Source organism: Arcanobacterium phocae (genome assembly GCF_900105865.1).
In the GTDB taxonomy this organism is placed as follows: domain Bacteria; phylum Actinomycetota; class Actinomycetes; order Actinomycetales; family Actinomycetaceae; genus Arcanobacterium; species Arcanobacterium phocae.
In genome coordinates this window covers 49,582-74,932 of record NZ_LT629804.1, presented here as the reverse complement: position 1 = coordinate 74,932, position 25,351 = coordinate 49,582, and the positions used below count along the sequence as shown (strand labels likewise).

Sequence of the window (25,351 nt, the reverse complement as noted above, 5' to 3'; positions counted from 1 at the left end):
GGATGAGCGCACTGCTCATCCCGCCACTTTATGTTCTTAGCTGAAGCGATTCTCTCAGACAGTATCTGGGGTATGGCATAGTTGAGGGGCTCAGGTTCATTACGAACCTGGGCCCCTCAACATGATCTAGTATGCTACTTCTTCGGTGTCAGATAGACGACGCCGAGCGGTGGCAGCTGGACTAGTGCGGACTGTGCCCGGCCGTTCCACGGCACGTCTTCGGTGTGGACCGCGCCCATGTTCCCAACGCCAGAACCGCCGTATTCGAGGGCGTCAGTGTTGACGATCTCTTCCCATTCACCAGCTTCTGGTAAGCCGATGCGGTAGTCCATATGTGGTGTACCGGCGAAGTTGATCGCGGCAACAACGACGTCGTCGTCAATCGAGGACTTACGGATGAATGTTAGGACGTTATTGTCGCCGTCGGATCCGTCAATCCATTCGAAACCACGCTGGGTGAAATCGTCCGACCACAAGGCTGGATGCTCTTTGTAGACCTGGTTCAACCGAGCTAAGCAGGACATGACACCATCATGATTTGGATTGTCAATCAACCACCAATCAAGACCCTTGCCTTCGTTCCATTCCGAGATCTGAGCGAACTCTTGACCCATGAACAAAAGCTGCTTGCCTGGATGCGCCCACTGATAACCGAACAGCAATCGTACACCAGCTAGCTTTTGCCAAGCGTCGCCAGGCATCTTTTCGTATAGAGAGCCTTTTCCGTGAACGACTTCGTCGTGCGAGATAGGCAATGCGAACTGCTCAGAGAATGCGTACACCAAGGAGAAGGTGATTTCGCCATGGTGCCAGCGCCGGTTGATTGGCTCTTCTTGCATGTAGCGCAGGGTGTCATTCATCCAGCCCATATTCCACTTTAGGCCGTATCCGAGTCCGCCTTCGGTGGTCATCCGGGTGACGCCTTCCCATGAGGTGGATTCCTCTGCGATCATCATGATGCCTGGATGGTTTCGGTAGGCGGTAGCATTCGTTTCTTGAATGAACGAAATTGCTTCGAGGTTTTCTCGGCCACCGTACTGGTTCGGCTCCCATTGTCCAGCTTGACGTGAGTAGTCAAGGTAGAGCATAGATGCAACGGCGTCGACACGGATACCGTCGATATGGAACTCTTCGAGCCAGTAAAGTGCATTGGCTACTAGGAAGTTCTTCACCTCGTTACGGCCAAAGTTGAACACATATGTGCCCCAGTCTGGATGTTCGCCACGTAACGGGTTTGGATCTTCAAACAGTGGAGTGCCATCGAATCGGGCCAGTGCCCAATCGTCCTTCGGGAAGTGGGCTGGAACCCAGTCCATGATGACGCCGATGCCGGCCTTATGTAGTTCGTTGATGAGATAACGGAGCTCATCAGGGCTTCCAAAGCGAGCGGTTGGGGAGTAGTAGCCAGTAACCTGGTATCCCCACGATGGACCGAACGGATGCTCTGCCAGCGGCATGAACTCAACGTGAGTGAAGCCCAAGTACTTGACGTGGCCGATCAACTGTTCTGCTAGGTCTTTGAAATCGAGGCCCATCCGCCACGAGCCGAGGTGTACTTCGTAAATAGAAATTGGACCCGTGTGTGGATCAATTTCGCCACGTTTAGTGACCCATTCTTCGTCGTTCCAATCAAAATGGGTATCCGTAATGATGGATGCGGTTGACGGTGGAACCTCGGTGCGGCGTGCAAAAGGATCGGCCTTCTGATGCCAGGAGCCGTCCGCATATTGGATTTCAAACTTGTAACGGGCGCCTTCTTTGGCACCCGGGACGAATAGTTCCCACACGCCCGATGCGCCCATCGTGCGCATAGCAGAGACAGTTCCGTTCCAAGCATTGAAATCGCCGACGACGCGCACGGCTTTCGCATTCGGAGCCCATACTGCAAAGGCAGTTCCAGAAACAGGGCCCATCAAAGTCTCATAGGTTCGTAGATGTGCACCCATCACCTCCCAGAGGCGCTCATGGCGTCCCTCGTTAAAGAGGTAGATGTCCATTTCACCAACAGTTGGCAAGAAACGATATCCATCGTCGCCGATGGAATCGAAATCGCCGTAGCGGGCACGGATGCGATAGTCGCGAATATCTTTTCCGGGTAACACCGCCACCCATACACCGTTGTATTCGTGGGTAGCCGGGTATTCGTCATTCGAAGTAATAACAGTAACTTCGTCTGCCAGTTGCCGAATGACGCGCACTGTCACGTTGTTGCCGTCCGAATGTGGTCCGAGAATATCGTGTGGTGCGTGATAGTAGCCGTTGGAGATGGCATCGAGGATATCGGTGCCAACATGAATTGGTTCTAATTGTGCGTTCATAAATCTATTTTCCCATGTTTTTGTGTGATGTACATCTATTAATCGGTATGTTTTGAAAAGAAAAGTGCAGTTTTTACTCCGGCGAGAGGAATATCGATCCAATGGGGGCGTGAAATCGCTTCGTAGCTGACTTCGTAAAGAGCTTTGTCCAAAATAAGTGCATTCAGAAGGCGCATAGCGGTAGCGTCTAAAACACCGTAGCCATCCAGAAACGCGGTGCGAGCTTCTTGCGCCCACACGTCGCATTGGTGCTTATCAGCACCGGCTTTGGCGGCCGAACCAGCAGCATAATGGAACGATCGAATCATGCCAGCAACATCGCGCAACGCCAAATCAGGTTCAGTCCGCTGAGCCAGGGGGCGTAATGGTTCACCTTCGAAATCCAATGCTACCCAGCCGCGGTGTGGAACATCGAGGACTTGGCCCAGGTGATAGTCACCGTGGATGCGTTGTCCGAGTGGCCAATCGATGTGGGCGACGTCGTCGTAAACGGCAAAAATATCGGCTTGCGTATTACTGAGTTGCGGGGCGTCGCGTAACGCTTGGGATGCGCGTTCTTTCCATGTTTCGACGACGGACTCAGGCGAAATCTTACGTGTTCCGAAACGTTGGGCTAACTGTTGGTGAATCTCGCGAGTCATGGCTCCTAACGCGGTGATTCGTTCCCGCTGCGGGGCAGACATGACCGGTCCATGCGTGTTTAATTCGTCGGTGAAAACTTGCCAGGCATCTACTGAGCCGGCAAGGAATTCTTGAGCGACGAACAAGTCAGCGTAATCTACGCCCGGCCACGATCCAATAACTGAACCATATTGGCGTGGCACGCTGGAAACACCCCGAGCATCGAGGGCTTGCTGTAGTTCAACATCTGGATTGTGCCCTGCATTGACTACTCGGAATAGCTTGCATATCAAGCCGACGGGATCTCCGGAGAGACCGGAATCGTAGCGGTAAATAATCGACGTATTTGACTGCTCGGATGTTAGTTTGTGTGCACTAACTGGGTGTGGCAATTGAGTGCAATTGCGGGCCGGGGTGAGGCGGAGTGCTAGGTTTTCGCCAGTATTGTCAACGGTGAATGCCGGGGTAGGAGTGTTCGCCGTCGTCCCCCCGAGCAACGCGTAGAGATCGGATTGTCCATGGGGATGGTCAGTAGCATCGAATATCGTCACTGCCGCGGAATCGCTGTTACCTCCATCGATTATCCCGATAAGTCCGGCGCCTTCTTGGGCTCCGATCTGATAGGTCAACGGCACGCTAAAAACAAGGCCGTCGATATCGAGCACGTGGATAATGGTTTGGGAATCGTCGGCAGTTGACGGTAAGGCACAGCTTGCCAGCACAGTAATCTGTTTGGCTTGCGAACCGCGGAACCAGCGCGCCCCGCCGATCCACGGTTTTAGCTCAGCAATAACATGAGAGAAATCGATTCTCATTGTGGATCCCTTGTTAGCTCTAGCCAGAAAAAGTCACGAGAGCCGAGCGTCATATGGTAGTCGCCGTCCTCGCCAATAGCAGGGAACTGCGCTCCGCCAAACACGTCTCTCGCCGCGTAACCAGCGAACTCGGAAACTGTGACCTTCGCAGCGCGGGCAGTGTTAGCCAAGTTCATCACGCACAAGATTGCTTGATCGTCATTCACACGGGTGAAAGCTAGGACGGATTCGTCGTCGGCATCGCGCAACTCAAATGAACCATTGCCTAAGACTGGATATTGTGAACGTACCCGCAACATTCCGTGCATCCAATGCAACAGTGAGGAGGACTGTGCCAGCTGGGACTCCACATTGGTGCTTTGATAGTGGTAGGCAAGTGATTGTACGAGTGGTAAATACAGTTGACCCGGGTCAGCATCGGAAAAACCGGCATTGCGATCGGGTGTCCACTGCATTGGGGTGCGGACGGAATCGCGGTCGGGGAGCCAAATGTTGTCTCCCATGCCGATTTCATCGCCATAGTAGAGGCAAGGTGATCCGGGCAGCGAGAGTAGCAACGCGTTCGCTAACTCCAATTCGGCTCGGGAGTTACCCAGCAACGGAGCCAATCTGCGTCGGATACCAACATTCGCGCGCATACGCGGGTCTTCGGCATACCAGCCATACATTTTTGCGCGTTCTTCGGTGGAGACCATTTCCAAGGTCAGCTCGTCGTGATTGCGCAAGAACGTTCCCCATTGCCCGCCGGCTGGAATATCCGGGGTAGCTTTGAGGATTTCGCGAATAGCGGTGGCACGCTGGTCGCGTAACGCATAGTAGATTCGCGGCATGACGGGGAAGTGGAAGCACATGTGGCATTCCGGATTCTCATCGGTGCCGTAGTATTCGACTACGTCCTCAGGCCACTGGTTCGCTTCAGCAATGAAGATTCGCCCTGGATAGGCCTCATCGATTTCCCGCCGCAACCGCGCAATGAATTCGTGTGTCCGCGGTAGGTTTTCGCAGTTCGTTCCTTCTTCTTCGAAAAGATAAGGAATAGCATCTAGGCGGAATCCGTCGACGCCGATCTCACACCAGAACTTAACGACGTCGATAATGGCGTCCTGTACAGCCGGGTTTTCAAAATTAAGATCTGGCTGATGGGAGAAGAACCGGTGCCAGAAGTATTGCCGGCGAACCGGATCGAACGTCCAGTTCGAGGCTTCGGTGTCGATGAAAATAATGCGGGCGTCGGCGTAGTCGTCGTCGGTGTCTCGCCACACATAAAAATCACCGTAGGGGCCGTCCGGGTTTGCCCGCGAGCTTTGGAACCACGGGTGCTGATCGGACGTGTGGTTGGCGACGACGTCGATCACGATCCGAATACCGCGTTCATGTGCTTGTTCGACGAGCTCGGCAAAATCCTCCATCGAACCATATTCAGAATTAACCGCAGTATAGTTCGAAATATCGTATCCGCCGTCGCGCATCGGGGACGGATAGAACGGTGGAATCCACAGTGCGTCAACGCCGAGCCATTGCAGGTAATCGAGGTGATCGATCAGGCCACGAAAATCACCGGTTCCGGTGCCGTGTGTATCGCCAAAGGCACGCAACAGCACCTCGTAAAAGACGGCGGTGCGGAACCAGTTGGGATCGGTTACGATGCCAGGACGGTCGAGCGGTGGCACATTGATAGCGGATTTGGTCAAGGTAACACCTTCACAGATAGAATATGGGCAACTTGACCGTGCGGATCAAGACGTACGTATGGAGCTTCGTTCCACAGATAGGTTTCGCCGTTCATTTCGTCAGTAACTTCGAGGATTGGTCCGTTATCCCATCGCGGCGAAATACCAAACGGGGAGAGGTCAAGATACACATTAGCATCCCGGGATGCGTACGGATCGAGATTGACGACGACGATAACTGCATCCAGTGTGCCATCCGGAGTTTCCTCGGGGCGGGCAATCTTAGTGAACGACACGATCTTGTCATTTGAGGTGGCGTTAATTGTGACATTGCGTAACCGCTGCAAAGCTGTGTGCTTGTTGCGAATCGAATTGAGTAGTTTCAGCAATGTAGACATGCCGTTATGTTCAGCAACCGCATAGTTGCGGGGCTTGTACTCGTATTTCTCGTTGTCGATCTGTTCTTCGGCATCTGGGCGCGCAATATTTTCCACGAGCTCGTATCCGTTGTAGATTCCCCACGTTGGCGACCCGGTGGCCGCCAGAATCGCGCGGATTGCAAACGCTGGGATTCCACCGCGCTGCATGTACGGGGTGAGAATATCGTGGGTTGTGGGCCAGAAAGCTGGGCGCAGACGATGTGCCGACTCGTGCGAGATCTCCCAGAAGTATTCCTCAATTTCTTGGCGTTCATTACGCCACGCGAAATACGTGTAGGACTGATGGAATCCGACTGTGCCAAGGGTTTGCATCATCGGCGGGTTGGTGAAGGCTTCTGCTAGGAAAATAATGTCCGGATGGTTTTGGCGGAATTCGCCAAGGAGTCGCTGCCAGAATGCCACCGGCTTGGTATGCGGATTGTCGACTCGGAAGATAGTAACTCCGTGGCTTGCCCACAGTTCAAGGATGCGCTTGATCTCTTGGTAGATACCTTCTGGATCATTATCAAAGTTTAACGGATAGATATCTTGATACTTCTTCGGCGGGTTTTCGGCGTAAGCAATCGTTCCATCAGCTCGGGTGGTAAACCACTCAGGATGCTCAGTTACCCACGGGTGATCCGGGGAACATTGCAAGGCTACGTCCATGGCAACTTCCATGCCCAGCTTATGAGCTTTCGCTACGAAGGCATCAAAATCCTCGAAGGTGCCGAGCGTCGGATCGATAGCATCGTGACCGCCGTCAGCTGACCCAATGGCGTAAGGTGAACCTGGATCGCCTGGTTGTGCAGTAAGTGAGTTATTGCGGCCTTTGCGATTCGACGTTCCGATTGGATGAATTGGGGTTAGGTAGACGACGTCGAAGCCCATCGCGGCAATACGATCCAGATCAGTGGCTGCAGTGCGCAAGGTACCCGATGTCCATTCGCCGGTTGCCGGATCCTTTTTAGCTCCGATAGAGCGTGGGAAAATCTCATACCATGATCCGACAAGTGCGCGCTGCCGATCTACGAAGAGCGGATATTCTTTCGACCGAGACACCAGTTCTTTAACTGGATATTTAGCTAGCGCTTCTTGAACTTCAGGTGCTCGGGCGGCAGCTAGCTTGATTTCGGGCAGTGCACGTTTCTTGGAGATGACTGTCAGAGCTTCGCGTACTGCAGCGCGTTCGGCAGACCGTACCGGAGCGGCCTTAACTGCCTTTTTGAACAAGATCTCTGCTTCGGCGAATACGAGTGGAATATCGATTCCAGCTGGCACTTTGATTTCCGCATTATGCAACCAAGTAGCATACGGATCAGACCATGCTTCAACGTAAAAGCGATGAGCTCCAGGTATATGTGGTGTTAGCCAGCCTTCGTAACGGAACAGGCCAGGGGAGACGTCGCGCATCGGAGATTCTTCAAGCACATGCCCATTAGCGTCAACTAAGACGGCTGCGGCTGCAAACCTATCGTGTCCTTCCCGGAAAACAGTGGCTTGTACCGGGAATGACTCATTAACAGTCGCCTTCACTGGAGCCGTCCCATCGAGCAACTGTGGAGTTACCTCAACGATAGGGATGCGGCTAATAGCCGGGATTGGCGTTTGCTTAGGAGCGCGTACTCGCTGCTGAGAAGTCTTGCGAGCTGGTCTGGTTTTACGTTGCGAAGTAGTCACAATACCTAGTCTAATATAGTTACCTACGTCTCAAAAATTATTAGACGTTTTGGTATGAATGTTGATGGTCGAATTTTAGAAGTGCTCGTTGAGATCGGGGCCGAATGCGTAGTTTCCACTTGGGAAATGTTCGGTTGAGACGAGTGTGGGGTCGCGTTCGAGGTGGTTTTGTGCTGGCTGGGGGACGACGGCGTGGCAGGGGATGACGAGCGGAAACGGGTTTCGGGCGCAGGCGCTGGTAGTGGCATGCACTGCCCGTGGGTTATGGGTACGGTCGGCAAGCTGGGCATAGCTTAAGTTTTCATCGAGAGAAAAGTTGTGTAGCGTTGCGCGAATTGGGGCCGCTCTCGGTGTCGTTTGCTGAGACGAGTGGGAGGGCATGGAGTTTGCTGACGTCGCCGTCGAACCAGGCTGAGAGTGCTTGGGTGATGAGAGGTGCGAGCGGATCGTGCGGGTCAGTTTGTGGGTCGTGTTCGTAGGGGACGAAGGTTATCTGTGTGATAACAGCGCCGTCGGTCAGGACGCGCAAAACTGTATGCATCGATAATGGGATCGCCGGTGTGAAGCGGGATGGTGAGCATCGGCGGCCTCCTGTGGTTGGTATGGCGACTGCATCAAAAAGCTGGTGGAGCCTGCGATAAGAGTGTTTTAGGTTAGAGCAACTTTTTATAATTTACATGCATGCACAATGATATTGTCCACGTATCCTAAGAATTTATATTTTCAAAGGGGAAAGGTTTAAGAGATTATGTACGTAATATTGGCAAGGTTGGTGATTTGGGTGATATTGCCTGCCTTGTGGATTTGGCACACTATTTTGAATACAGATATTAATCCATTGTATCCTGCAACTTATGTTGCAGGCGTAGTTATTGTCATCCTCGCTGCGATCAATATAATTGCCGATTTGAATCGAGTTGGGGTTCAACGAGTTTTACTGTTCCTTAATCTTATACTTGCTACAATTGGGGCTTCTTTTGTGGCGGGTGTCATCATTTTCGGTAAAACCGCCCTCACTATTCCTAATATTTATCTTGATTATTGGAATGAGGCAACGCTACCATTCTTAGCTCTAGTTCTGGCTGGTGTGATTTTTGGCGTGCGCTATTTCAAGCTGGAGAATGCTCAACTGCAGAATTGATGCAATGCTATTAGCTCGTAGCTCGCTCATAGATGTGTAGTCAGTGGGCCGGGTTTCGAAAGAATTCTCGAAACCCGGCCCACTGTGACTTATTAGTAAGACTGCTCTGTTTGCATGGAGTGCTCTAGAACGTTGCCTTACCGTCAGAATCTCTTGCCACGATAAGATCAGCTGATCAGATTGTGTGTGGCGTAATCTTCCACACTTCGCGGGCGTAATCGCCGATGGTGCGGTCCGAAGAGAACCGGCCAGATTCAACGATGTTCTTCCACGTCATCTTGGCCCAGTGGCGACGATCTCGGTAATCAGCAGCCATCCTGTCACGAGTCTCGCGGTAAGAAGCGAAATCACCGAGTACGTAGTAGATGTCAGCCGGCTCCCAGCTTGGCTCGTAGAGTGAGTTGAGCAGATCATGGAACATTCCGGTTCCGCCGTCGTCGAGCGTGCCGTCAACAAACGCATCCAGTACCCGCTTCAAACCAGGGGTTTGCTCTGCGGTGGCGCGTGGGTTGTAGTTAGCGCGAAGCTCCGGAAGCTCTTCTTCCTTAGCGCCGAAAATGTAAGCATTCTCTTCGCCTACGGAGTCGAGGATCTCAACGTTTGCGCCGTCGAGGGTACCGAGTGTTAACGCACCGTTCATCATGAACTTCATATTTGATGTTCCAGATGCTTCCTTACCGGCAGTAGAAATCTGCTCGGAAACATCAGCGGCTGGAATAATGTGCTCTGCTGGCGAAACATTGTAGTTTTCCACGAACAGAACTTGGATCTTGCCGTCCATGTCTGGATCGTTGTTAATCAATCGGCCGATTTCATTAATGAGCTTAATGATTGCCTTAGCGCGCACGTAGCCAGGAGCTGCCTTCGCGCCGAAGATAAACAGGCGTGGGGCAACGTCAAGAGTTGGATCGTCCTTCAATCGGAAGTAGAGGTCCAAGATGTACAGTGCGTTCATCAACTGACGCTTGTACTCGTGTAGGCGCTTGATCTGAACGTCGAAGATAGCATCTGGATTAACGCTGACGCCTTGACGGTTCTTGATCCACGCTGCGAAATCAGCCTTATTAGCTGCCTTGATGTCATTGACGCGATCCAAGATGGCGTCGTCGTCACCAAAGTGCTCCAGCTTCTTGAGCTCATCAAGATTGCGTACCCAAGCATCCGAACCGAGTAGCTCGGTCAGGAGTGATGCTAGACGTGGGTTGCACTGGTTGAGCCAACGGCGTGGGGTAACACCGTTGGTCTTGTTATTGAACCGCTCTGGCCAGATGTCGTGCCAGTCGTGGAGCGTATCCTTCTTGATAATCTCGGTGTGCAGCGCGGCAACACCGTTGATGGAGTATGCGGCGTAGCAGGCGATCCAAGCCATGTGAACACGATTGCCCTGGATTGGTGCCATGTACTCGATCTTGCCCGGGTGATACCCGCCGGCAGCGAGTTCCTCGCGGAACCGGCGATCGATTTCGCGCACGATTTCGCTGATACGTGGGAAGAGACGATCGAAGATTGTCATTTCCCAGGTTTCGAGGGCTTCTGCCAACACGGTATGGTTGGTGTAGCCGAAGGTGTGGGAGACAATATCCCATGCCTTTTCCCAAGAGTATCCATGCTCATCGAGTAGTAGGCGCATGAGCTCTGGGATTGCGAGAACTGGGTGGGTGTCATTGAGCTGGATACAGTTGAATTCGTGGAAGTCATCCAGGGCGTCGTGATGTGCTAGATGATTGTCTACGATTGCCTGCAATGATGCCGAGCAGAAGAAGTACTGCTGGCGAACACGCAAGACCTTGCCTTCGTAAGTGGAGTCATTCGGGTAAAGAACACGGCAAATATCATGGACGCGCTCACGCTCAACGATAGCGTCGGTGAAGCGCTGGGAGTTGAAGGCATCATAGTCGAATTCTTTGGTTGGCTCAGCCTTCCACATACGCAAGGTGTTGACATTCTTGGTGCCGTAGCCGGTGATTGGCATGTCGTAAGGAATTGCGCGAACATCGAGATCAGCGTACTTGACGATGCGCTGTTCTTCTTCACGGCGAATAACGAATGGGTAGCCTTCTTCCATCCATGCGTCTGGTTCTTCTTCTTGGAAGCCGTCATTGAACAGCTGGCGGAAAAGGCCGTAGCGGTAAAGGATGCCGTAGCCGCGCACTGGCAGATCCATCGTTGCACACGAATCAAGGAAGCATGCTGCTAGGCGGCCAAGACCACCGTTTCCGAGTGCAGCATCGTGTTCTTCTTCGAGAACGTCGGAGAGGTTCTGCCCGAAAGCGTTGAGAGCTTCGGTGGCTTCATCGACCATTCCGAGGTTGGTGAGGTTGTTCAGGAGCGCACGGCCCATGAGGAACTCAGCGGAGAAGTAGTGTTGCATACGGGTAGCGTTGTATGTTTCTTCGGTGCGCTGCCAGTTGTCTGCGATACGGTCGACGACGGCGTTAGACGTTGCCGACCAGTATTCCATCGGAGTTCCGGAATGCTCGTTGCGACCGGACACGGCACGCACCTGCATGCCGATTGCTGAAGTAGTATCAGGACGGGTCATGTTTTCCCTTTCAGGACTGTTGCGGGCAGTTAGCCCGATTCCTTACATCGTAATCGTAGCGTAGATGTAACGTTGCGAAAATTATTTCACGTAGGACTTTTATTCTTTGCAGTGGTTTCGGTACTAGTTAACCACAGCTATAGTTCAAAAGTCCTACGTGTAGGTGATTAGTAGGTCATGCCAAGTGCAGCATGTACTTCGCTCAGTGTTTCTTGAGCTTGCTCCCGGGCGCGTTCAATGCCACGCATCAGCACGCTACGCAAATACTCAGGATCTTGCTCTAGTTCAGCGCGCCGCGCACGAATCGGAGCCAGGTGCTCATTGAGTGCTTCGGTTACGACCTTCTTCAAGGTGCCGCCACCGCCGTCGCCAATTTCTTCGGCGATAACTTCAGGCGAACGTCCAGTACACATTGAGGCAATAAGTAACAAGTTGGAAACTTCGGGACGATTAACTGGATCGTAAGTAATATGGCGATCCGAATCGGTCACTGCGCGCTTGAGCTTCTTAGCTGTCTCGTCTGCACTCATCCGCAACTCGATCGTGTTGCCGCGCGACTTCGACATCTTCTCACCGTCTAAACCGAGCACGTGCGCCGCATCGGACAAAAGGGCATGCGGACGAGGGAAGATTCGCTTCGCCTTCTTACCCTTGTTGTAACGCTTTTCAAACCGATCAGCGATCACGCGCGCCTGCTCCAAGTGTGGAAGCTGATCCTTACCAACTGGCACTAGGTTCGCTTTGCAGAACAAAATATCGGCAGCCTGGTGAACCGGGTAGGTGAGCAGAAGGCCAGACATCGGCCGGCCGTTCGTTGCCTCAAACTCGGCTTTGACTGTAGGATTGCGGCGCAGTTCGGCGTCGGAAACAACCGAAAGAAATGGTAAAACAAGTTCGTTGAGTTCAGGGACTTGCGAGTGTGCGAAGAATACGGTTTCTTCAGGATCCATACCCACCGCGAGATAATCGGTGAGGAGAGACATGGTGCGCTCGCGGATCGAATCGGCTTCATCGCGATCCGTAATCACCTGATAGTCAGCAATAAGTAGCCACGTATCGACGCCGCGCTGCTGGAGTTTACGCCAGTTTTGCAGGGTGCCGAAATAGTGGCCGATATGCAGGTGCCCAGTTGGCCGTGCGCCGGTCAGTACCCGGAACTTCGAGGGATCTTCGTCAATAGCTAGGTTGATTTTCTCGCTCATCTGGCGGGTAGCTTCGAGCGAAGCATCCGATGTTGCCGTCTCCAGGGCGAGTTGCGCATTATTTTCACTCATGCCCTCTAGTCTAGCGTGCCGTGCCACCACTTTTTGCTTCACATAGTTGTGAAGCGTGACGTTTCACGGAGTTCTGGCAAAGGGTCTTGCGACGGCGGACAGGTGGGAGTTATCTAAAGCTCAAAACGACGTGGTTTTCCTAGTGGTAACTTCTGGGCGGATCAGTCCGTGGAACCTATGAGTGAAAATAGTTGTTCGGCGGTGGGGCTTAGTATATCGCTATGGATGATACCATCGCGTAAAACTATGGCTCTGTCTGCTCTAGCGGCAGCTGCAAGGTCATGGGTAACCATGATTACAGTGGTCCCAGTTTTATGTAACTGGGCGAGTTGATCGAGAAGTAGGCGCGTTGAGGCTGAATCGAGTGCTCCTGAGGGCTCATCTGCAAAAAGAATTTTTGGTTGTACCGCGAGAGACCGGACAATTGCAACTCGCTGTCGTTGACCTCCGGAGAGTTGGGCTGGATAAGAATCTAACTTATCCGAAAGACCGAAGCGGTCGAATAGTTTTTTGATAGCTTTTGCGGAGAGTCGTTTTTTATTGAAACGAAGGCCAAGTTTGACGTTTTCAAGCGCTGTCATCGAGTCAATCAGATTGTAATCTTGAAATATGAAGCTTGCGTTCTTACGACGTATCGCGCTTCTTTCCTTTCTGGAGGCAGACACTACATCGCTGCCGCATAGTTTTGCTATCCCGGAATCTGCTTGTTCTAGTCCAGACATGCAGTAAAGAAAGGTTGTTTTGCCAGACCCTGAAGGGCCAACAATAGACACAAACTCTCCTGCTTGAGCCTGGAACGATAAGTTCTTCAGCACGTGTACTGATTCATTCTTGTTTATTGGGAAACTCTTCGATAGAGCCTCTACCTGGACTATGGGTTGCATCTTAAACCTCTTATCGGACAATAGCTTGCATATTTAGTGAGCGAGATTGAATCAAAGTTGAGATTTCGGTAAAAAGTGTTATCAGTAAAAATCCAGCGGTTAAAAGAATGTATGTTTCAAGAGGTATGCCACTTGATTGCGTATCTGGAACTGGCCCAGCCGAGAGCGCCAAACCCATAGCTAGACTGTTGATGAAAAGGATCGCTGTGCTGATTAAGGATGCGACCAGTAGATAAATAAGGGATTCTAGAAATGCTGCGAGTGTGATGGTCGAAGGCTTGCAACCGAGAACCTGTAGTAGTGCAATGTCGTGTACTCGGGAACGGTTTGTTAAATAGACAGCTAATACTCCGCTTGCCGCTGCCAGAATAACTGGTGTGCTGAAAATTAATAGAATCTGGGAACTAGGGCTGACTTGAAGGCTCTCTTTGGAGGCCCCAATTGCGAACATTACGTTACGTGTTTGGACAATCATGCCAAATACTAGGCCGACTGAGGTTGCTGCTAAAACTAGCGGAGTGATGAACGCTGTGGAGCGAAATGCTCGGCGCTTCGCAGAAGTAAACGCAATCATCCAGCTTTCAAAAATATTAAATGGGCGGAATAGTCCAATGAACGTGATCGTGGACTTAACTATCGCTTTGCTTGATATGCCAAACGCGAGTAATAGCCCAAGTCCGATTCCCCAATAAGCACTGATCAAACCGCTAAGAATCTCAGAGCTGGTGGTGATAGGCACTTTTGATATTGCTATATAAGATGCGATCATTCCTCCAGTCACGAGGAAAGAGAAAAGATAGCGCACCCACTGGCGTTCAGTTGGATTTGCAAGAGGGCCATTTACTGCGATAACAGGATCGAGTTTGAGTAGAGAGCGAGTCGTTAAAACTAACGGAAGAATGACGGTGAGAAGTGATGTAATCGGTGCGAACACGATTGCCCATATACTTTGATGTATGTATTCTGAATCAGCTGGGAGAAGTCCAGTTTTCTGAATCAGAACTATGTAGAAATCCCATAGTGACATTGCAAGTACAGTGCCAAGCACACAGCCGATAACGGCCGCAAGGTAGGCTAAAGTAACGTACCGTAATCGTGCTGCAGCTGGAGAAGCGCCAATGACTTGCCATAGTGCGATCCTTCTCGAATCTTCCTCGACCGCTAGCCGGATAATGGTTGGAACGCAGAAAAGTATTGCCATAATAGTCAACGCCATCTGGAAGCCTCCAAGAACGGAGAATTGCTCTGCAGCTGGGCCAGTTGGTAACTGTGCGCCAGCGATAGTCGTGCTCAGAGATAGCGTGATGAGGCAACAAGAAATGGAGGAAATGCTGAGGGTTGCTACGAACATTGGAATGAAATCGCGAATCTCTTTCAGCATATTGCCCGGCCTCGTTGCAAAGTTTATGGTTGTCACATAGTGTGCATTTACGTCAATTATTTAGTGTATGGAACGATATAATGGGATTCAACCTCCAATTCCCCCCCCATTGAGATAACTTCCGTCAAATACAGTCAGTTTTCTCAGTAAAGTAGGTGGAAATCTGCGTGGGGTTCATCCATATTCTTGGTGGAATACATGGGTAGCCCTCGTGTTCATCTTTTGTGTTGCGAGCGTTTGTTTGTAGGTGGGCGTGTCCGATAGTGGATTGAGTGATTGCCCTGCTCCATCCGAATATTGCTTCGTATCGGTCTTTGGTAAAATATCCCTATAAGTGTCAGTGATGTGAAGATAGAGGAAGGCTCTCAGCTAATGAAAATTTTCCTTGCTTTCGTCATGTTTTTCTCAGGTTTAGCCGCTTTTGTTTTTGCTGTGCTTTATGCATTTGACGTCATTGAAACGGGCTTGCCTGGCTATCTATCGTTGCTAGTTTTTTGCGTTGCTTATCTTGTTGATTCCAAGAGAAAAGCGAAAGTTGGGGCTTCTGGCTGCAAGTAATAGGCGTAGCTATCTGACGGTTTGCACTGCTAGTATCCGGCTTTGCGTGCGGTGATGGTGAGTTCGCCGCGGTTATTAAAACCGGTGAGGGTGAATAGTTCGCTGATATAGGAGCGGGTGGTTGCTTCGCTGAGGTTGAGTGTTTTGGCGATTGTTTTGTTGGGTTTTGCTTTGATAACGAGATCGAATACCGCTCTGAGATAGTGCGGGAGGTTTTCGATTGTGGCGATGAATTCTTGGTAGTCTTCCCGGCTCGCTTGGCTCTCAATATAGGTTTGGGCTAGCAGTTGGATGGGGCGCGGGCTGAGTACATTCATACCTGCATGTGCTTGCTTGAGAAGCGTGGCAAGTTGTGGGGCGGGGATATCCTTTGTGAGAAATCCGCGGACGTTTGCTGCTAGTGATTGCGCGAGAGAGTTTTCGTGTTCGAACGCGGTGAGTATGACGACGGTGATGTGTGGGTAGTCGTTAGCTAAGATTTTCGCTGTTTCAATTCCGTCGAGGGTGGGCATATCAACGTCAATGAGGGCGATATCGGGTTGCGTGTGTGCAATTGTCGCAAGTGCTTCAGTTCCGTTCGATGCGGTTGCGACGACGGCGATACCCTCTTGGTGGTCGAGTAGGTTTGCTAGTCCTTCACGGATTATTTCGTCGTCGTCCGCGATCAGGAGGCGAAGAGTGTCACTCATAATGATTTCCTTGGGTTAGGGGGAGGGTGGCGATGATAACCCACTCGTTATCGTGGCGGAAGAAGGATAGGTTTCCGCCACTGGTGTGAATGTGTTGTTCGAGGTTTGCTAGTCCATAACCCCCGGTGAGGTGGGTAGGGATATTCTGTTCGGCGATGTCGTTGCGCATGGTTAGGCTGATAGTGTTTGAGCTTAGTTCGATGATGAGGTCAACGATACTGTTAGGCGGTGCGTATTTGAGTGCGTTGGTGGCAGTTTCACGGATAAATAGTGAAGTCAGGTTGATGGTTTGATGGTCTAGTTTGGCATCAAGGTGAGATTCGCTATCGATATTGAGTGTGATCGAACGAGTGGTGAGCATGGTAGCGGACATGGTGATCGCTTCGTCGAGGCTTTGCTGTTGTGCATGCGAGTCAAGGTTGAGGATTATCGGGCGGATCCGGTGTGCGGCGTTTTGTGCCATGTGGGATAGGGGATCAAGCTCGTGAGCTAGATGCGGATGGTTCAGGCTAATGTTTTGTGCAGTGATAGCGATTTGTGCTAAATCTTTCGCGATCGTGTCGTGAAGTTCGGCGGCGAGATTTGCGCGGATAGTCGCACTTGCTTGACGAGCTTCCTCTAGGTTTTGTGCAGAGAGCTTTACCCGGTTTACTAGGAAGCAGAGGGCTGTGCCAATAGATGTTATCGACGCAAACATCACGATTTCACGAAAGAGTTGGGGGGCGTAGGGGTTCGCTGAAATCTAGGAACATACATCCGGTTAATGCAAGTGTGATGAGCGCTGGAATCAACCGCTTTCGGATCATCCAAGTAATACAAATCAGATAAACACCCAAGGCGGGTAAGGCTAGGTTTGATGTGGCTGGCCAAAAAGATGACGCGAGGAAAATGAGTATGTAAAGGATTTGTGCCGAATGTTTCCAAGCGCTCACTGCGAGGGTAATTCCAAAAACGACAACGATCCACAACTGTGGCTGGTCAAGCCGAAGAACTGCTGGGTTCAATCCGATTTCTGCCAACACACTAAGCGTAGCCAGGAGTAAATAAATCGGTGTATGTATTGCGCGTAGTGGCATAGAAACTGATGTGGAATTCTCTGTTATTTGCCCAATGGTATAAAAAGATTTACGTGTTTGCACTCTTACACTGTGGCATATCCGGATATAAAAAGCATGCTACAGGTACCTCTGTAGCAGCGTCATGATTATGATGAATTCTTGGTCGCTCACGTTAGTTAAAGGTAACACTGATCGTCGCTAGGACAGTTTTGTCATTCAATACCCTGACGAATATCGGTGTCATAGATATCCGGTAACATGCTTTATTTAAATCACTAGTCTATTTTGGTTGCTTCGTCCACAAAATTGGTTGAACGCCCTAGTATGTATGTGAAAGGATAAACACATGAGTCGTCTGCATTTATTTGATGTGAAGTATTGGAAGTATTCGCTCTTTGCGATGCCGATCATGATTCCGCTGGCCTTGTGGGCTAGTTGGGATGTGGTGACTGCTCCTCAATCAACTGCGCTAAAAGTAGCTGTAGGTGTTGGTCTTGCTTTGCTGACATATATTTTGGGCGTACTTTTATTCTGGTGGAACGCGTTAGCACACAATCATTGGCGCAAAACTAAGCGTAAAAATTAAGGAGAGCACGTTGCCGAATCTATTGCGCAGTATAGGCCCCGAAATTATGTGGGCAGGGGTGCTTATCTCCGTGTCATCGAACGTTACGCGGACTGGGTGGAGCGACCCGGTTGTTATTGCAGAAATCATCGGGTTAGTGCTTGTCCTTGGATGGATAATCAAGGAAAGACTGAAAGAACAAAAACGAGAGCTACTCTATTCTTTACTTTATGTGACCGGAACTGTTGGCGTAGTTGCCATGCACAACTCGTCATGGACGCGGCTTGCTGTACTCCTCATCATGGGTATCTATATTTTCGCTAAACGTAGCCGTCAAGACGCGCTAGTGAGCGATTAGGCGTGAGCCGCTTGCTCGAAGGTGAACTCTGCTAGTTTGGGCGGGCAAAATCTCGGTATTCAGCACGGTAGCGCGATATAGAGTGCCACCGTTACGCTGGGCGAGATTTTGTGCGCGATTTCCCGGATTCTCACCTAGTAGTACGGTGATTGGGAATAGGGCGAGGCTTGGCTTGTTTACCGATTATCTTCATCGCTGTAGCTGTTTTGATCCGTGGTGGGATTTTGATAGGCAAGTTCGCGCAGTGCCTGTTCATAATTGTTGGCAAACTGGTGAGTTAGTTGAGCGATCACATCGTCTGCAACAGTCTCTTTCTGATTATCTATACTGACCGCGGTTTCTTCGTCGTCGTCGAAACGTATCACATCAGGGTGAGGGCGATTGTTTTTCATGATGGATATTAGTTCGGGTTTGTAACCGTTGTCTAAAAGATTTTACGACGACGGGGTTGTTGGCGCCTGCCATGTGTTCCACGGCAGGATAGTGCTTGCTATCAGTAGTCCGCAAGCACCGATGAAGATTCCGGTGGGGATTCCACAGTACTGGCCGATGATGCCGCCGGCGATTGTGAGTAAGGGGCCAGAGATTCTCGAGCAAAGGCTGAATACGGTAGTAACTCGCGCGATGAGGTGATCGTCAGTTTCAGTTAACCGCACGGTAGCGTATGCGGGACGGAACAGAGCGGCGAGAAACATGAGGAAGAAATTCGCACACAAGTAGATAGTAAAGCCTAGTGTTGTTCCAGGAAGGAAAGGAATAACAAAGATAGGAAGCGAACGTAGTATTCCGATATAGGTGAGAACATTGCGTTCTCCTAATGTGTTGGTGATTCGTCCGGCAAAGGTTGAGCCGAGTATCCCGCCAAAGCCGGGAACAGTAAGAGCTATACCAAATTCAATAGGTGATAGTTTCCAAGAATCTAGCAGGAGCAAGATCTCCAACGGGTAGATGAATGCAAGGAACCCGGCAAATAACGTGGCATTTCCCAAAAGCGTGAGCAGTATAGGCTTTGATGCGATATAACGAAAACCTTCACTGAGTTGCTGTTTATAAGGCGCATTTGAATGGACCGGAGGTTTTCCTTCTGGAGTAGTAATCTTGCTCAGTCCAAAAGCCGATCCCAGCAGGCCTATGACTTGCGATAATAGGGTAATGCCAACGCCAAGAAGCTGAGTGATGAATCCGCCGATCATTGGTCCGAACGTGGTGAATATCCAGAAAGTTGATTCGAATTTGCTAAAGGCAGATACGCGTTGTTCAGCAGGAATAAGATCTTTGAGATGTGCCATTGAAGCTGGCAAGAAAAGACTTGAGAGCGTCGAGAGCACAACTGCAACGACTAGCAGATGAACGTAAGAAAACGATTGGAAAACGAGCATAATAGGAATGGTTGCGAGGATGCCTGCACGCAAAATATCAATCCATATCATCAGTGGCCGTTTGGCTCTGAATTCCAGCCACGGTCCAGCAGCGATCATGACGAACGCGCTAATAAAGCCAGGGATCGCAGAAAGTAGCGAAAGCTCAAGCGAAGACACTGAAAGAAGCGTGACTGCTGCCAATGATAGTGCACCAGTTGCAAGCGCTTCTCCAGCATCAGACGAGGCACGGGCGAACCACAGCTTATTAAAATCTGGATGCATCGCGTGCGCTCCTCTTGCTGTCGATATTGTTAAGTTTGTCGAAGGGCCGTTCTATTCATCGGTTCAGTTGTTTTCTAGTGGTTAACTGAGCAGCACTGCAACTGAGAACGGAGCGAGGGCGAGATGCCCACCGGGTGCAATATGCTCCGTGTGGTCGCGCGGGCGTTCCCATTGGCTGGCTCACACGAGCTCGAATTTGGTACGGCGTCCCCACGGAAGAGTGACCTGCTGAGCCTGACCTGAGACTATTAAACCACATGTAGTCCTCCATCTTGTAGTTAAGTGACGGGGGATCTGGACATATGATATTGTCGGGTTTGTTGAGTTTAGAACTAGCAATAGAAAACACTTGACTCAGATTTGCTCTACTGACATAAACTCTGGAATTAAATCTGTCTTTGAATACACTGATGGTATTGTTTACGAGATTGCACGGCTAATTTCTATAAGTCGTGCGTGCATGTCGCTGTGATCGAGAAGGGAAAGGTCAAGACTTGTGGAGAATATCGATCTACGGACTGCGCGAAAGGTAGCTGTGCTTGCGCAAGGGTTAGCCCCGAGTCAGCTAGGGTCGCTTAATTCATTGGAATCGGTGATACAGCGACTGGGTTGCGTACAAATAGATTCAATTCAGGCAGTGCGTCGTTCGCAAGAAATTGTGCTTCTTTCCCGTGGGGTCGATAAATCTGAAGTAGATAGTCTTTACACTTCAGCGGCCGGATTGTTCGAAAATTGGGGACATGCACATTCGCTTCTTCCGCAATCTCTATGGCCGATTTTTCACTGGCGCCGTGATCGTATCCGCAAAAATGGTCTCAGTGGTGTTCCATATAACCCGAAAGTTGCAACTGATGTTTTGAAGCGGATTTCGATTGACGGGCCGGCTACACATGGAATGCTTGGTAAAACTCGTGGCAACGGCTGGGATCGTAGTAGCGAGGTGAAGGTCGCTTGTGAATGGTTGCTGAGCTTTGGCGAATTGGCTGTGGTTAGCAGAGATGAACGCTGGCAAAGGGTATACAGTACACCGGAACAAGCTAATATGCCTACTGAGGAGAAGTTAAGTGTTGATGAGAGCCTGCAAAAATCGGTAGATCTTGCTTTAGGTGCACTTGGGGTTGCGAGGCTTAAGGATGTTTATGATTACTTTCGATTCCCGAAAGACCCACAGATCGCTGAATATTGTCACGAAAGCAGATTTATTCCGGTGAATGTTGAGGGACTCAAAGACACCTGGTTGATCGATGAACAGTTGCTTGACAAAGTTGACGAATTGGATTGGTCAAGTCCGCATATTTCGGTTCTCTCGCCATTTGATTCGTTAATTTGGCATCGTCCACGTCAGCTAGCGCTTTTCGGGAAAGACTATCGACTCGAAATTTACAAGCCCGCGAATAAGCGCGAATTTGGCTACTTTGCTATGCCGCTTCTGAACAATGAAAACATTATTGGAAGAGTCGCCGCGAGAGTTTCGAACGGCACCGTTAAGATCGAGAACCTTGAAATAGATGAGACAATGGATGCCCGCTTTGTCGAACATGAAGTTGCGCGGACTCTACAACTTTGGACAGATCTCCCTGAGGAGGGTGTAAAACTATAAAATACATCGTCGTCACTGATAGGGCTGGTGAGTTAACAACACTGCACAAAGAACGATTCATTTCCGCGAGTTGTTTGTCTCGAACCTGTTTAGTTGAAGGACTACGATACTTGGCTTGACGATATCCGCTCGAAGGCGACAACCCTCCTTTACGGGTGTTGGTTAACGAGTGACTGATGGATGCTTCATGTGAAAGGAGTGTTGTGTCTATCAATGAACGCAATCATGTACCGAACGCTCTTAGGTTGAGTTCGAAGACGGAAAACCGTAGCTGTTTTTAACAACTAATTCGTATCGTGAAGCTCATAGAATTCCCTATCTAGCCTCGCGTTTTCCGCAATAATATCTGCATCTTCAGGTATCGTTCGTCCCAGTTATTGAGATAAGGCTAACCAATACCGGGCCGTACGGTAAGAAACACCTTTTTCCACATGACAAGCCGATTGGAACGCTACACCCTATAGTTAAGTGTCCTGCGTATGGTAAACCGTACTGTGCAGTTCTTAGCATCTTGACCAAACTTTCTTCAGCCTATACAGTCCTTCACCACTTGGCGGGAGAAAATGAGGAATACCCCATTTTATGGAACATGAGGCCTTTGGCGCTTTGGTTGAATAGATTCCTTACAGAGATTAGTTGTGTGTTTTATATTTGTAATATATGCAGAGTCGGGACTGCGGATATTGGAGGCTAGGTTGTCAATGGTGAGTAGAGGAGACGCACAATTGATGCTTCGGCGCATTGTGTTTGTTTATGGCCTTTTAATGTTCTTCGATTTCTTATTTGGGGCAGTATATGTCGTTGCAGTCCTACAAAAAGATGTCTCGCCAGCGCAGTTAGGATTTCTATTTGGGCTAAGTACGCTCTTTTCGATACTGATCGAAGCACCCAGCGGAAATCTAGCTGATAGGTTTGGTCATAAAAGATTTCTGATGACTGGGCTAGCGATGTGGGGTCTTAGTCTGGTATTCCTTTCCCTTTCGTCGTCCATAATTTACATTGCTATATCATTTATTCTTTGGACAACCGGTATGGCTCTACAATCAGGTGTTTTTGCCCCAATCCTTCTTTTTTTTCTTCGAAAACGCTCGACCGGCAAGACTTGTTCGAGAAACTGGCACGGCAGACTTCGAACACACGATGGGTAATGTCGGCAGTTGGCGCGTTGTTGATATGGGCGTTTGTTGCAAGGATTGATGCAAATACGCTGATCATGGTTGCGGGCGTAGGCATCATTGTCCTAGCGGGTTTGTCGTTTTTCCTCTTTCAAGAAACAGAATCTACATCTATTGCAAGCACAAAACTGGGCTAAAGTTCATAGTGCGCTGGCTGTTCTCTGACGAGATTCGTCCGCTGGTTCTAGCGAATGTGCTTTTGGGCGCTGTTACCGTCGCGATCGTGTTGCCGTGGCAACCTATTTTGACGCTGGGTAGCGATAATGTAGGGCGAAACGGATTCATGCTCTTCTTCATGAGTCTGGCGGCTCTGGCGGGTTCGTATAGTACGAAATTCTTGCTTTCTAAATTTCCCTACAGTCCGACTTTCTTTATTGGAATTACACTAATTTCGATTGGGCTGTTGTGTGTCGTGGCGATGCCTGTTGCCAAGATCGTTGGTTTCCTTATTGCTGAATGCGGATTCGGGATCTCGGGTGTTGCGCTGGGAGCTTTGCAGCAAGGTAAGTTCTCCGATGAGCATCGCAACGGAATGTTCTCGATTCTTTCAACGGTTACGCTTATTTCCTCTACTACAATGAATATGGTGTTTGGTTGGTTGTGGGGAAGTCTCAGTATCTTCTCAGCAGTCGCTATTTCTGCAGTGACCATTTTTATTCTTGGATTACTCTTTTTCTTGATGGGAAAAGGAGTAATGAAAAATAGCAATGAGAAAATTTGAAAATGAAGTATCCTACTCAGTATCGGGATGCTGCTTAGTCCTTTCAATCGTTGCGATTTGTAGGCATGTGTCCTCTGTGATTCTAAATCTACGTGTCTTGATAGCGGCATCCTCGGGTGAGTGATACTCCGCTGGAGATAGCCGTTAGGTAAATCCAAGATGCACAGATTTCAAGCTGCCGGGTTCTTTTGAGAGAAAGTCGCAATCGTGCTGGTATGGACATTTTTCAAAGCGCTTTGGGTGCGGTAAAGGGAAATGCTGCAATCGGCTTTAATGAAGTGGTCGAACAGATAGTTGAACTACATCGCAATAGGCCTTTTAATGCCTATTGGTTTGGCGGAGAACCTCTCCTGCGGTGCGAGCTAATCAGCGAGGGAATGAGTTTTCTCGACAAAGCTGCGAAAGAGGAGACAGTCAACTATTAATCCCAGTGTGTAGCCGCCAAAGGCGTATCAGATAATTAACGTACGGCAGAGTTTTCCATCCATTAAACTCTCACCACGTTCATCAGTGTGGATGGACTTGAAAAGGGAGAAGTATTAGTATTTTAGGCTAGTATGGGTAAATGTTCGATAAAGGGGCTCATGTGCCCCAGCAGTATAAATCTTTGGTATTTGGCGTGGGCGCAAGGCATTTCGTCCTTTGCAAGTGCTTTTTTGACTTTTTCACTTGTCCTTTATGGCGCAAATAGTTCAGACACATTTGGCCTGGGGCTCTCGTTAGCTGCGCGCACTTTACCCATTTTACTTGTCACCTTGCTTGGCGGTGTTATTGCGGATAAGTGGGATCGTGTGAAGGTGTCTGTATCATCAATTGTGGCCGGAATGATCCTCAATGTTTGCTTAGCCCTTGTGCTTCCTGGGGAGGGGTTAGGCTGGAAAGCTCAGCTAATCTTATTGCTCTCAGGTTTTGTTGTAGCTATAGGATCTCCTTCCTTGTATGCGTTGCTTCCATCGATTGTTGAAAAGTCAGAGATACTTCATGGCAATGCGCTAGTGCGTTCCTTTCGCAATGTTGCTGGTATCGTGGCGCCAGGAGCTGCCGCAGCTATAGGAGTACACACGTCTCCCGTTTTTCTACTTTGGTCTATAGTTGCCATGAATGCAGTTTCAGCATGTTTGGTTGCGCGTATAAAGATCACAGAAAATGTGATTGCTCAAAAAGACGAGGGGAATGATCGTACAACTTTTCGCGCAGTGATGTCAGGAAATAGTTGGCTTTATTTCACGATTCCTTTTTGGGGTATTTTCTTGGCAGTGCACTCTGGAGCTGCCGAAGTTTCGCAACCTATCTATATTATTGAGAGACTCGGTCCGTCAACCTGGTCATTAATGATGTCAAGCGTGGCTATCGGTTATGTGTGCGGGAGCCTATTTTCATTAAGAATCCGAACGACTAAACTAATCAGCGGAAGTATGGCGTGGGGAGCACTGTCAGTTACTCAATTGCTTGCATGTAGTTTATCCGACTCTTTTTGGATTTTAATTATCAGCTCTTTTCTTACCGGTGTCGGTTTTGAAATCTCTGGAGTTTTATGGGGATCGGCCCTACAATCTCGTATACCAGCAAGCCAAATGGGTAGAGTGTCTTCTCTGGACTACATGATAAGTTTTGGCACTACGCCATTTGCGTACTTTATTTATGCGCTTTTTCCAGCACAGATTCTTCATTCGGTAATTTCTATAAGCGCGCTATTGCTAATTATTCTTGCACTTGGCGGGATATCTATGGGTCTATTTCTTGATCGTAAGAATTCTCGTATTTCAGCATCGGAGTCTTCCGCAGAACCTTCAAGTTCCGTCATTGGATGAGGTAACCGAAGAGTAAATCCTAGGATGTGTGTGTTGTATTTTCTCAAGACGAGAAGTTGTCACTTGCTCCAAACGTGTCAAAAGATGAAATTAATTCGGCTCTTCGCATTTTAGCTGGGTTAAGGGATGATGTTGTGTGTCGCCGGTGGGTGAATAGGTAGGTGTAAGCAAAACCCGGCAATAGCGCAAACCGAGGCGATATACTCCTAGGTTTGCGCTATTGCCGGGATTGGGCGACGCTAGCCTTCATATCATGTCCTACTCACCAAACAGTTGCCCTTAGGTTAAGCAAAAGAGCAATGATGACCACTCAAAGCAGCCCAATACGTCAACATCTGAGCACGACAGATGGGTATGCGCTAACCTCATCACCGAACCTGCACGGTTTCTACTTCTAGATGGCGATAAATCCTGAATGCCTGCAGTGA

The 25,351-nt window shown here is 49.7% G+C and carries 25 protein-coding genes; 10 read left to right on the top strand and 15 right to left on the bottom strand.

Going from position 1 to position 25,351, the window contains the following annotated elements:
- Positions 1-134: 134 nt before the first annotated feature.
- The 6 genes from glgB to BLT51_RS09175 form a co-directional block, all read right to left on the bottom strand.
- On the bottom strand, positions 135-2,318 hold the full coding sequence (gene glgB / locus BLT51_RS00305; protein ID WP_091278532.1) for a 1,4-alpha-glucan branching protein GlgB: 2,184 nt from the start codon (positions 2,316-2,318) through the stop codon (positions 135-137).
- Positions 2,319-2,356: 38 nt separating this feature from the next.
- Complete coding sequence (locus BLT51_RS00300) at positions 2,357-3,754, bottom strand: hypothetical protein (RefSeq protein WP_091278529.1); 1,398 nt, start codon at positions 3,752-3,754, stop codon at positions 2,357-2,359.
- Positions 3,751-5,445, bottom strand: coding sequence for a maltose alpha-D-glucosyltransferase (treS, locus tag BLT51_RS00295; RefSeq protein ID WP_231943954.1), 1,695 nt, complete (start codon positions 5,443-5,445; stop codon positions 3,751-3,753). The genes BLT51_RS00300 and treS overlap by 4 nt, the downstream gene beginning before the upstream one ends.
- Positions 5,442-7,523: an alpha-1,4-glucan--maltose-1-phosphate maltosyltransferase gene (locus BLT51_RS00290; protein ID WP_091278523.1), complete on the bottom strand. Its 2,082-nt coding sequence runs from the start codon at positions 7,521-7,523 to the stop codon at positions 5,442-5,444. Before BLT51_RS00290 ends, treS begins: the two co-directional genes overlap by 4 nt.
- A gap of 75 nt (positions 7,524-7,598) precedes the next feature.
- Positions 7,599-7,904 (bottom strand): methylated-DNA--[protein]-cysteine S-methyltransferase, encoded by a 306-nt coding sequence (locus BLT51_RS09435; protein WP_091278520.1) that lies wholly within the window; start codon positions 7,902-7,904, stop codon positions 7,599-7,601.
- Positions 7,825-8,064 (bottom strand): hypothetical protein, encoded by a 240-nt coding sequence (locus BLT51_RS09175; protein ID WP_172801270.1) that lies wholly within the window; start codon positions 8,062-8,064, stop codon positions 7,825-7,827. The genes BLT51_RS09435 and BLT51_RS09175 overlap by 80 nt, the downstream gene beginning before the upstream one ends.
- 207 nt (positions 8,065-8,271) lie before the next feature.
- Here BLT51_RS09175 and BLT51_RS00280 point away from each other — a divergent pair, with 207 nt between their 5' ends.
- Entirely contained in the window at positions 8,272-8,664 is a 393-nt protein-coding gene (locus tag BLT51_RS00280; RefSeq protein WP_157672835.1) for a hypothetical protein, read from the top strand.
- Positions 8,665-8,839: 175 nt separating this feature from the next.
- Here BLT51_RS00280 and BLT51_RS00275 read toward each other — a convergent pair whose 3' ends face one another.
- The 4 genes from BLT51_RS00275 to BLT51_RS00260 all read right to left on the bottom strand — a co-directional run bounded on the left by BLT51_RS00275 (position 8,840) and on the right by BLT51_RS00260 (position 14,745).
- Complete coding sequence (locus tag BLT51_RS00275; protein WP_091278515.1) at positions 8,840-11,206, bottom strand: glycogen/starch/alpha-glucan phosphorylase; 2,367 nt, start codon at positions 11,204-11,206, stop codon at positions 8,840-8,842.
- 167 nt (positions 11,207-11,373) lie between these two features.
- Positions 11,374-12,480: a tryptophan--tRNA ligase gene (trpS, locus tag BLT51_RS00270; protein ID WP_091278513.1), complete on the bottom strand. Its 1,107-nt coding sequence runs from the start codon at positions 12,478-12,480 to the stop codon at positions 11,374-11,376.
- A 161-nt stretch (positions 12,481-12,641) separates the two neighbouring features.
- On the bottom strand, positions 12,642-13,364 hold the full coding sequence (locus BLT51_RS00265; protein ID WP_091278511.1) for an ABC transporter ATP-binding protein: 723 nt from the start codon (positions 13,362-13,364) through the stop codon (positions 12,642-12,644).
- 10 nt (positions 13,365-13,374) lie between these two features.
- Positions 13,375-14,745 carry an FtsX-like permease family protein gene (locus BLT51_RS00260; RefSeq protein WP_091278509.1) on the bottom strand — a complete coding sequence of 457 codons (1,371 nt, stop codon included), beginning with the start codon at positions 14,743-14,745 and terminating at the stop codon, positions 13,375-13,377.
- 345 nt (positions 14,746-15,090) lie between these two features.
- On the opposite strand from BLT51_RS00260, the gene BLT51_RS00255 reads away from it, so the two are divergent.
- Positions 15,091-15,303, top strand: a complete 213-nt coding sequence (locus BLT51_RS00255; RefSeq protein ID WP_172801274.1) for a hypothetical protein — start codon at positions 15,091-15,093, stop codon at positions 15,301-15,303.
- A 29-nt stretch (positions 15,304-15,332) separates the two neighbouring features.
- Here BLT51_RS00255 and BLT51_RS00250 read toward each other — a convergent pair whose 3' ends face one another.
- From BLT51_RS00250 to BLT51_RS00240, 3 genes are read right to left on the bottom strand one after another with little or no spacing between them, the layout of a single operon-like run.
- Complete coding sequence (locus BLT51_RS00250) at positions 15,333-15,992, bottom strand: response regulator transcription factor (RefSeq protein WP_091278502.1); 660 nt, start codon at positions 15,990-15,992, stop codon at positions 15,333-15,335.
- Positions 15,985-16,692, bottom strand: a complete 708-nt coding sequence (locus BLT51_RS00245) for a sensor histidine kinase (protein WP_157672834.1) — start codon at positions 16,690-16,692, stop codon at positions 15,985-15,987. Before BLT51_RS00245 ends, BLT51_RS00250 begins: the two co-directional genes overlap by 8 nt.
- 4 nt (positions 16,693-16,696) lie before the next feature.
- Entirely contained in the window at positions 16,697-17,131 is a 435-nt protein-coding gene (locus tag BLT51_RS00240; protein ID WP_157672833.1) for a hypothetical protein, read from the bottom strand.
- A 265-nt stretch (positions 17,132-17,396) separates the two neighbouring features.
- Here BLT51_RS00240 and BLT51_RS00235 point away from each other — a divergent pair, with 265 nt between their 5' ends.
- Positions 17,397-17,636, top strand: coding sequence for a hypothetical protein (locus BLT51_RS00235; protein WP_091278493.1), 240 nt, complete (start codon positions 17,397-17,399; stop codon positions 17,634-17,636).
- Positions 17,637-17,646: 10 nt separating this feature from the next.
- Complete coding sequence (locus tag BLT51_RS00230; protein WP_091278491.1) at positions 17,647-17,973, top strand: hypothetical protein; 327 nt, start codon at positions 17,647-17,649, stop codon at positions 17,971-17,973.
- 176 nt (positions 17,974-18,149) lie between these two features.
- On the opposite strand, the gene BLT51_RS00225 is transcribed toward BLT51_RS00230, so the two are convergent.
- The gene (locus BLT51_RS00225; protein ID WP_157672832.1) at positions 18,150-18,365 is read right to left on the bottom strand and encodes a hypothetical protein; all 216 of its coding nucleotides are present in this window, start codon (positions 18,363-18,365) and stop codon (positions 18,150-18,152) included.
- A gap of 42 nt (positions 18,366-18,407) precedes the next feature.
- Entirely contained in the window at positions 18,408-19,616 is a 1,209-nt protein-coding gene (locus tag BLT51_RS00220; protein ID WP_091278485.1) for an MFS transporter, read from the bottom strand.
- A 496-nt stretch (positions 19,617-20,112) separates the two neighbouring features.
- Between BLT51_RS00220 and BLT51_RS00215 the strand changes: the two genes are divergently transcribed.
- The 6 genes from BLT51_RS00215 to BLT51_RS00195 all read left to right on the top strand — a co-directional run bounded on the left by BLT51_RS00215 (position 20,113) and on the right by BLT51_RS00195 (position 24,923).
- The gene (locus BLT51_RS00215) at positions 20,113-21,216 is read left to right on the top strand and encodes a DNA glycosylase AlkZ-like family protein (protein ID WP_091278482.1); all 1,104 of its coding nucleotides are present in this window, start codon (positions 20,113-20,115) and stop codon (positions 21,214-21,216) included.
- Positions 21,217-21,917: 701 nt separating this feature from the next.
- Positions 21,918-22,364: an MFS transporter gene (locus BLT51_RS09430; protein ID WP_366502910.1), complete on the top strand. Its 447-nt coding sequence runs from the start codon at positions 21,918-21,920 to the stop codon at positions 22,362-22,364.
- Positions 22,364-22,528, top strand: coding sequence for a hypothetical protein (locus tag BLT51_RS09010; protein WP_157672831.1), 165 nt, complete (start codon positions 22,364-22,366; stop codon positions 22,526-22,528). The genes BLT51_RS09430 and BLT51_RS09010 overlap by 1 nt, the downstream gene beginning before the upstream one ends.
- Positions 22,529-22,536: 8 nt before the next feature.
- The gene (locus BLT51_RS00205; protein ID WP_091278476.1) at positions 22,537-23,112 is read left to right on the top strand and encodes an MFS transporter; all 576 of its coding nucleotides are present in this window, start codon (positions 22,537-22,539) and stop codon (positions 23,110-23,112) included.
- Between the two features lie 215 nt (positions 23,113-23,327).
- Positions 23,328-23,537 (top strand): hypothetical protein, encoded by a 210-nt coding sequence (locus BLT51_RS00200; RefSeq protein ID WP_091278473.1) that lies wholly within the window; start codon positions 23,328-23,330, stop codon positions 23,535-23,537.
- 189 nt (positions 23,538-23,726) lie between these two features.
- The gene (locus BLT51_RS00195; protein WP_157672830.1) at positions 23,727-24,923 is read left to right on the top strand and encodes an MFS transporter; all 1,197 of its coding nucleotides are present in this window, start codon (positions 23,727-23,729) and stop codon (positions 24,921-24,923) included.
- The last annotated feature ends 428 nt before the right edge of the window (positions 24,924-25,351 follow it).

Coding starts and splice junctions, on each gene's coding strand:
- BLT51_RS00280 (WP_157672835.1), top strand. CDS start 8,272: ATGTACGTAATATTGGCAAGGTTGGTGATTTGGGTGATATTGCCTGCC.
- BLT51_RS09175 (WP_172801270.1), bottom strand. CDS start 8,064: ATGCATACAGTTTTGCGCGTCCTGACCGACGGCGCTGTTATCACACAG.
- BLT51_RS00220 (WP_091278485.1), bottom strand. CDS start 19,616: ATGCATCCAGATTTTAATAAGCTGTGGTTCGCCCGTGCCTCGTCTGAT.
- BLT51_RS00200 (WP_091278473.1), top strand. CDS start 23,328: ATGGACATTTTTCAAAGCGCTTTGGGTGCGGTAAAGGGAAATGCTGCA.
- BLT51_RS09430 (WP_366502910.1), top strand. CDS start 21,918: ATGGTGAGTAGAGGAGACGCACAATTGATGCTTCGGCGCATTGTGTTT.
- BLT51_RS09435 (WP_091278520.1), bottom strand. CDS start 7,904: ATGCCCTCCCACTCGTCTCAGCAAACGACACCGAGAGCGGCCCCAATT.
- BLT51_RS00225 (WP_157672832.1), bottom strand. CDS start 18,365: ATGAAAAACAATCGCCCTCACCCTGATGTGATACGTTTCGACGACGAC.
- trpS (WP_091278513.1), bottom strand. CDS start 12,480: ATGAGTGAAAATAATGCGCAACTCGCCCTGGAGACGGCAACATCGGAT.
- BLT51_RS00235 (WP_091278493.1), top strand. CDS start 17,397: ATGAGTCGTCTGCATTTATTTGATGTGAAGTATTGGAAGTATTCGCTC.
- glgB (WP_091278532.1), bottom strand. CDS start 2,318: ATGAACGCACAATTAGAACCAATTCATGTTGGCACCGATATCCTCGAT.
- BLT51_RS00260 (WP_091278509.1), bottom strand. CDS start 14,745: ATGCTGAAAGAGATTCGCGATTTCATTCCAATGTTCGTAGCAACCCTC.
- BLT51_RS00265 (WP_091278511.1), bottom strand. CDS start 13,364: ATGCAACCCATAGTCCAGGTAGAGGCTCTATCGAAGAGTTTCCCAATA.
- BLT51_RS00250 (WP_091278502.1), bottom strand. CDS start 15,992: ATGAGTGACACTCTTCGCCTCCTGATCGCGGACGACGACGAAATAATC.
- BLT51_RS00275 (WP_091278515.1), bottom strand. CDS start 11,206: ATGACCCGTCCTGATACTACTTCAGCAATCGGCATGCAGGTGCGTGCC.
- BLT51_RS09010 (WP_157672831.1), top strand. CDS start 22,364: ATGTCGGCAGTTGGCGCGTTGTTGATATGGGCGTTTGTTGCAAGGATT.
- BLT51_RS00300 (WP_091278529.1), bottom strand. CDS start 3,754: ATGAGAATCGATTTCTCTCATGTTATTGCTGAGCTAAAACCGTGGATC.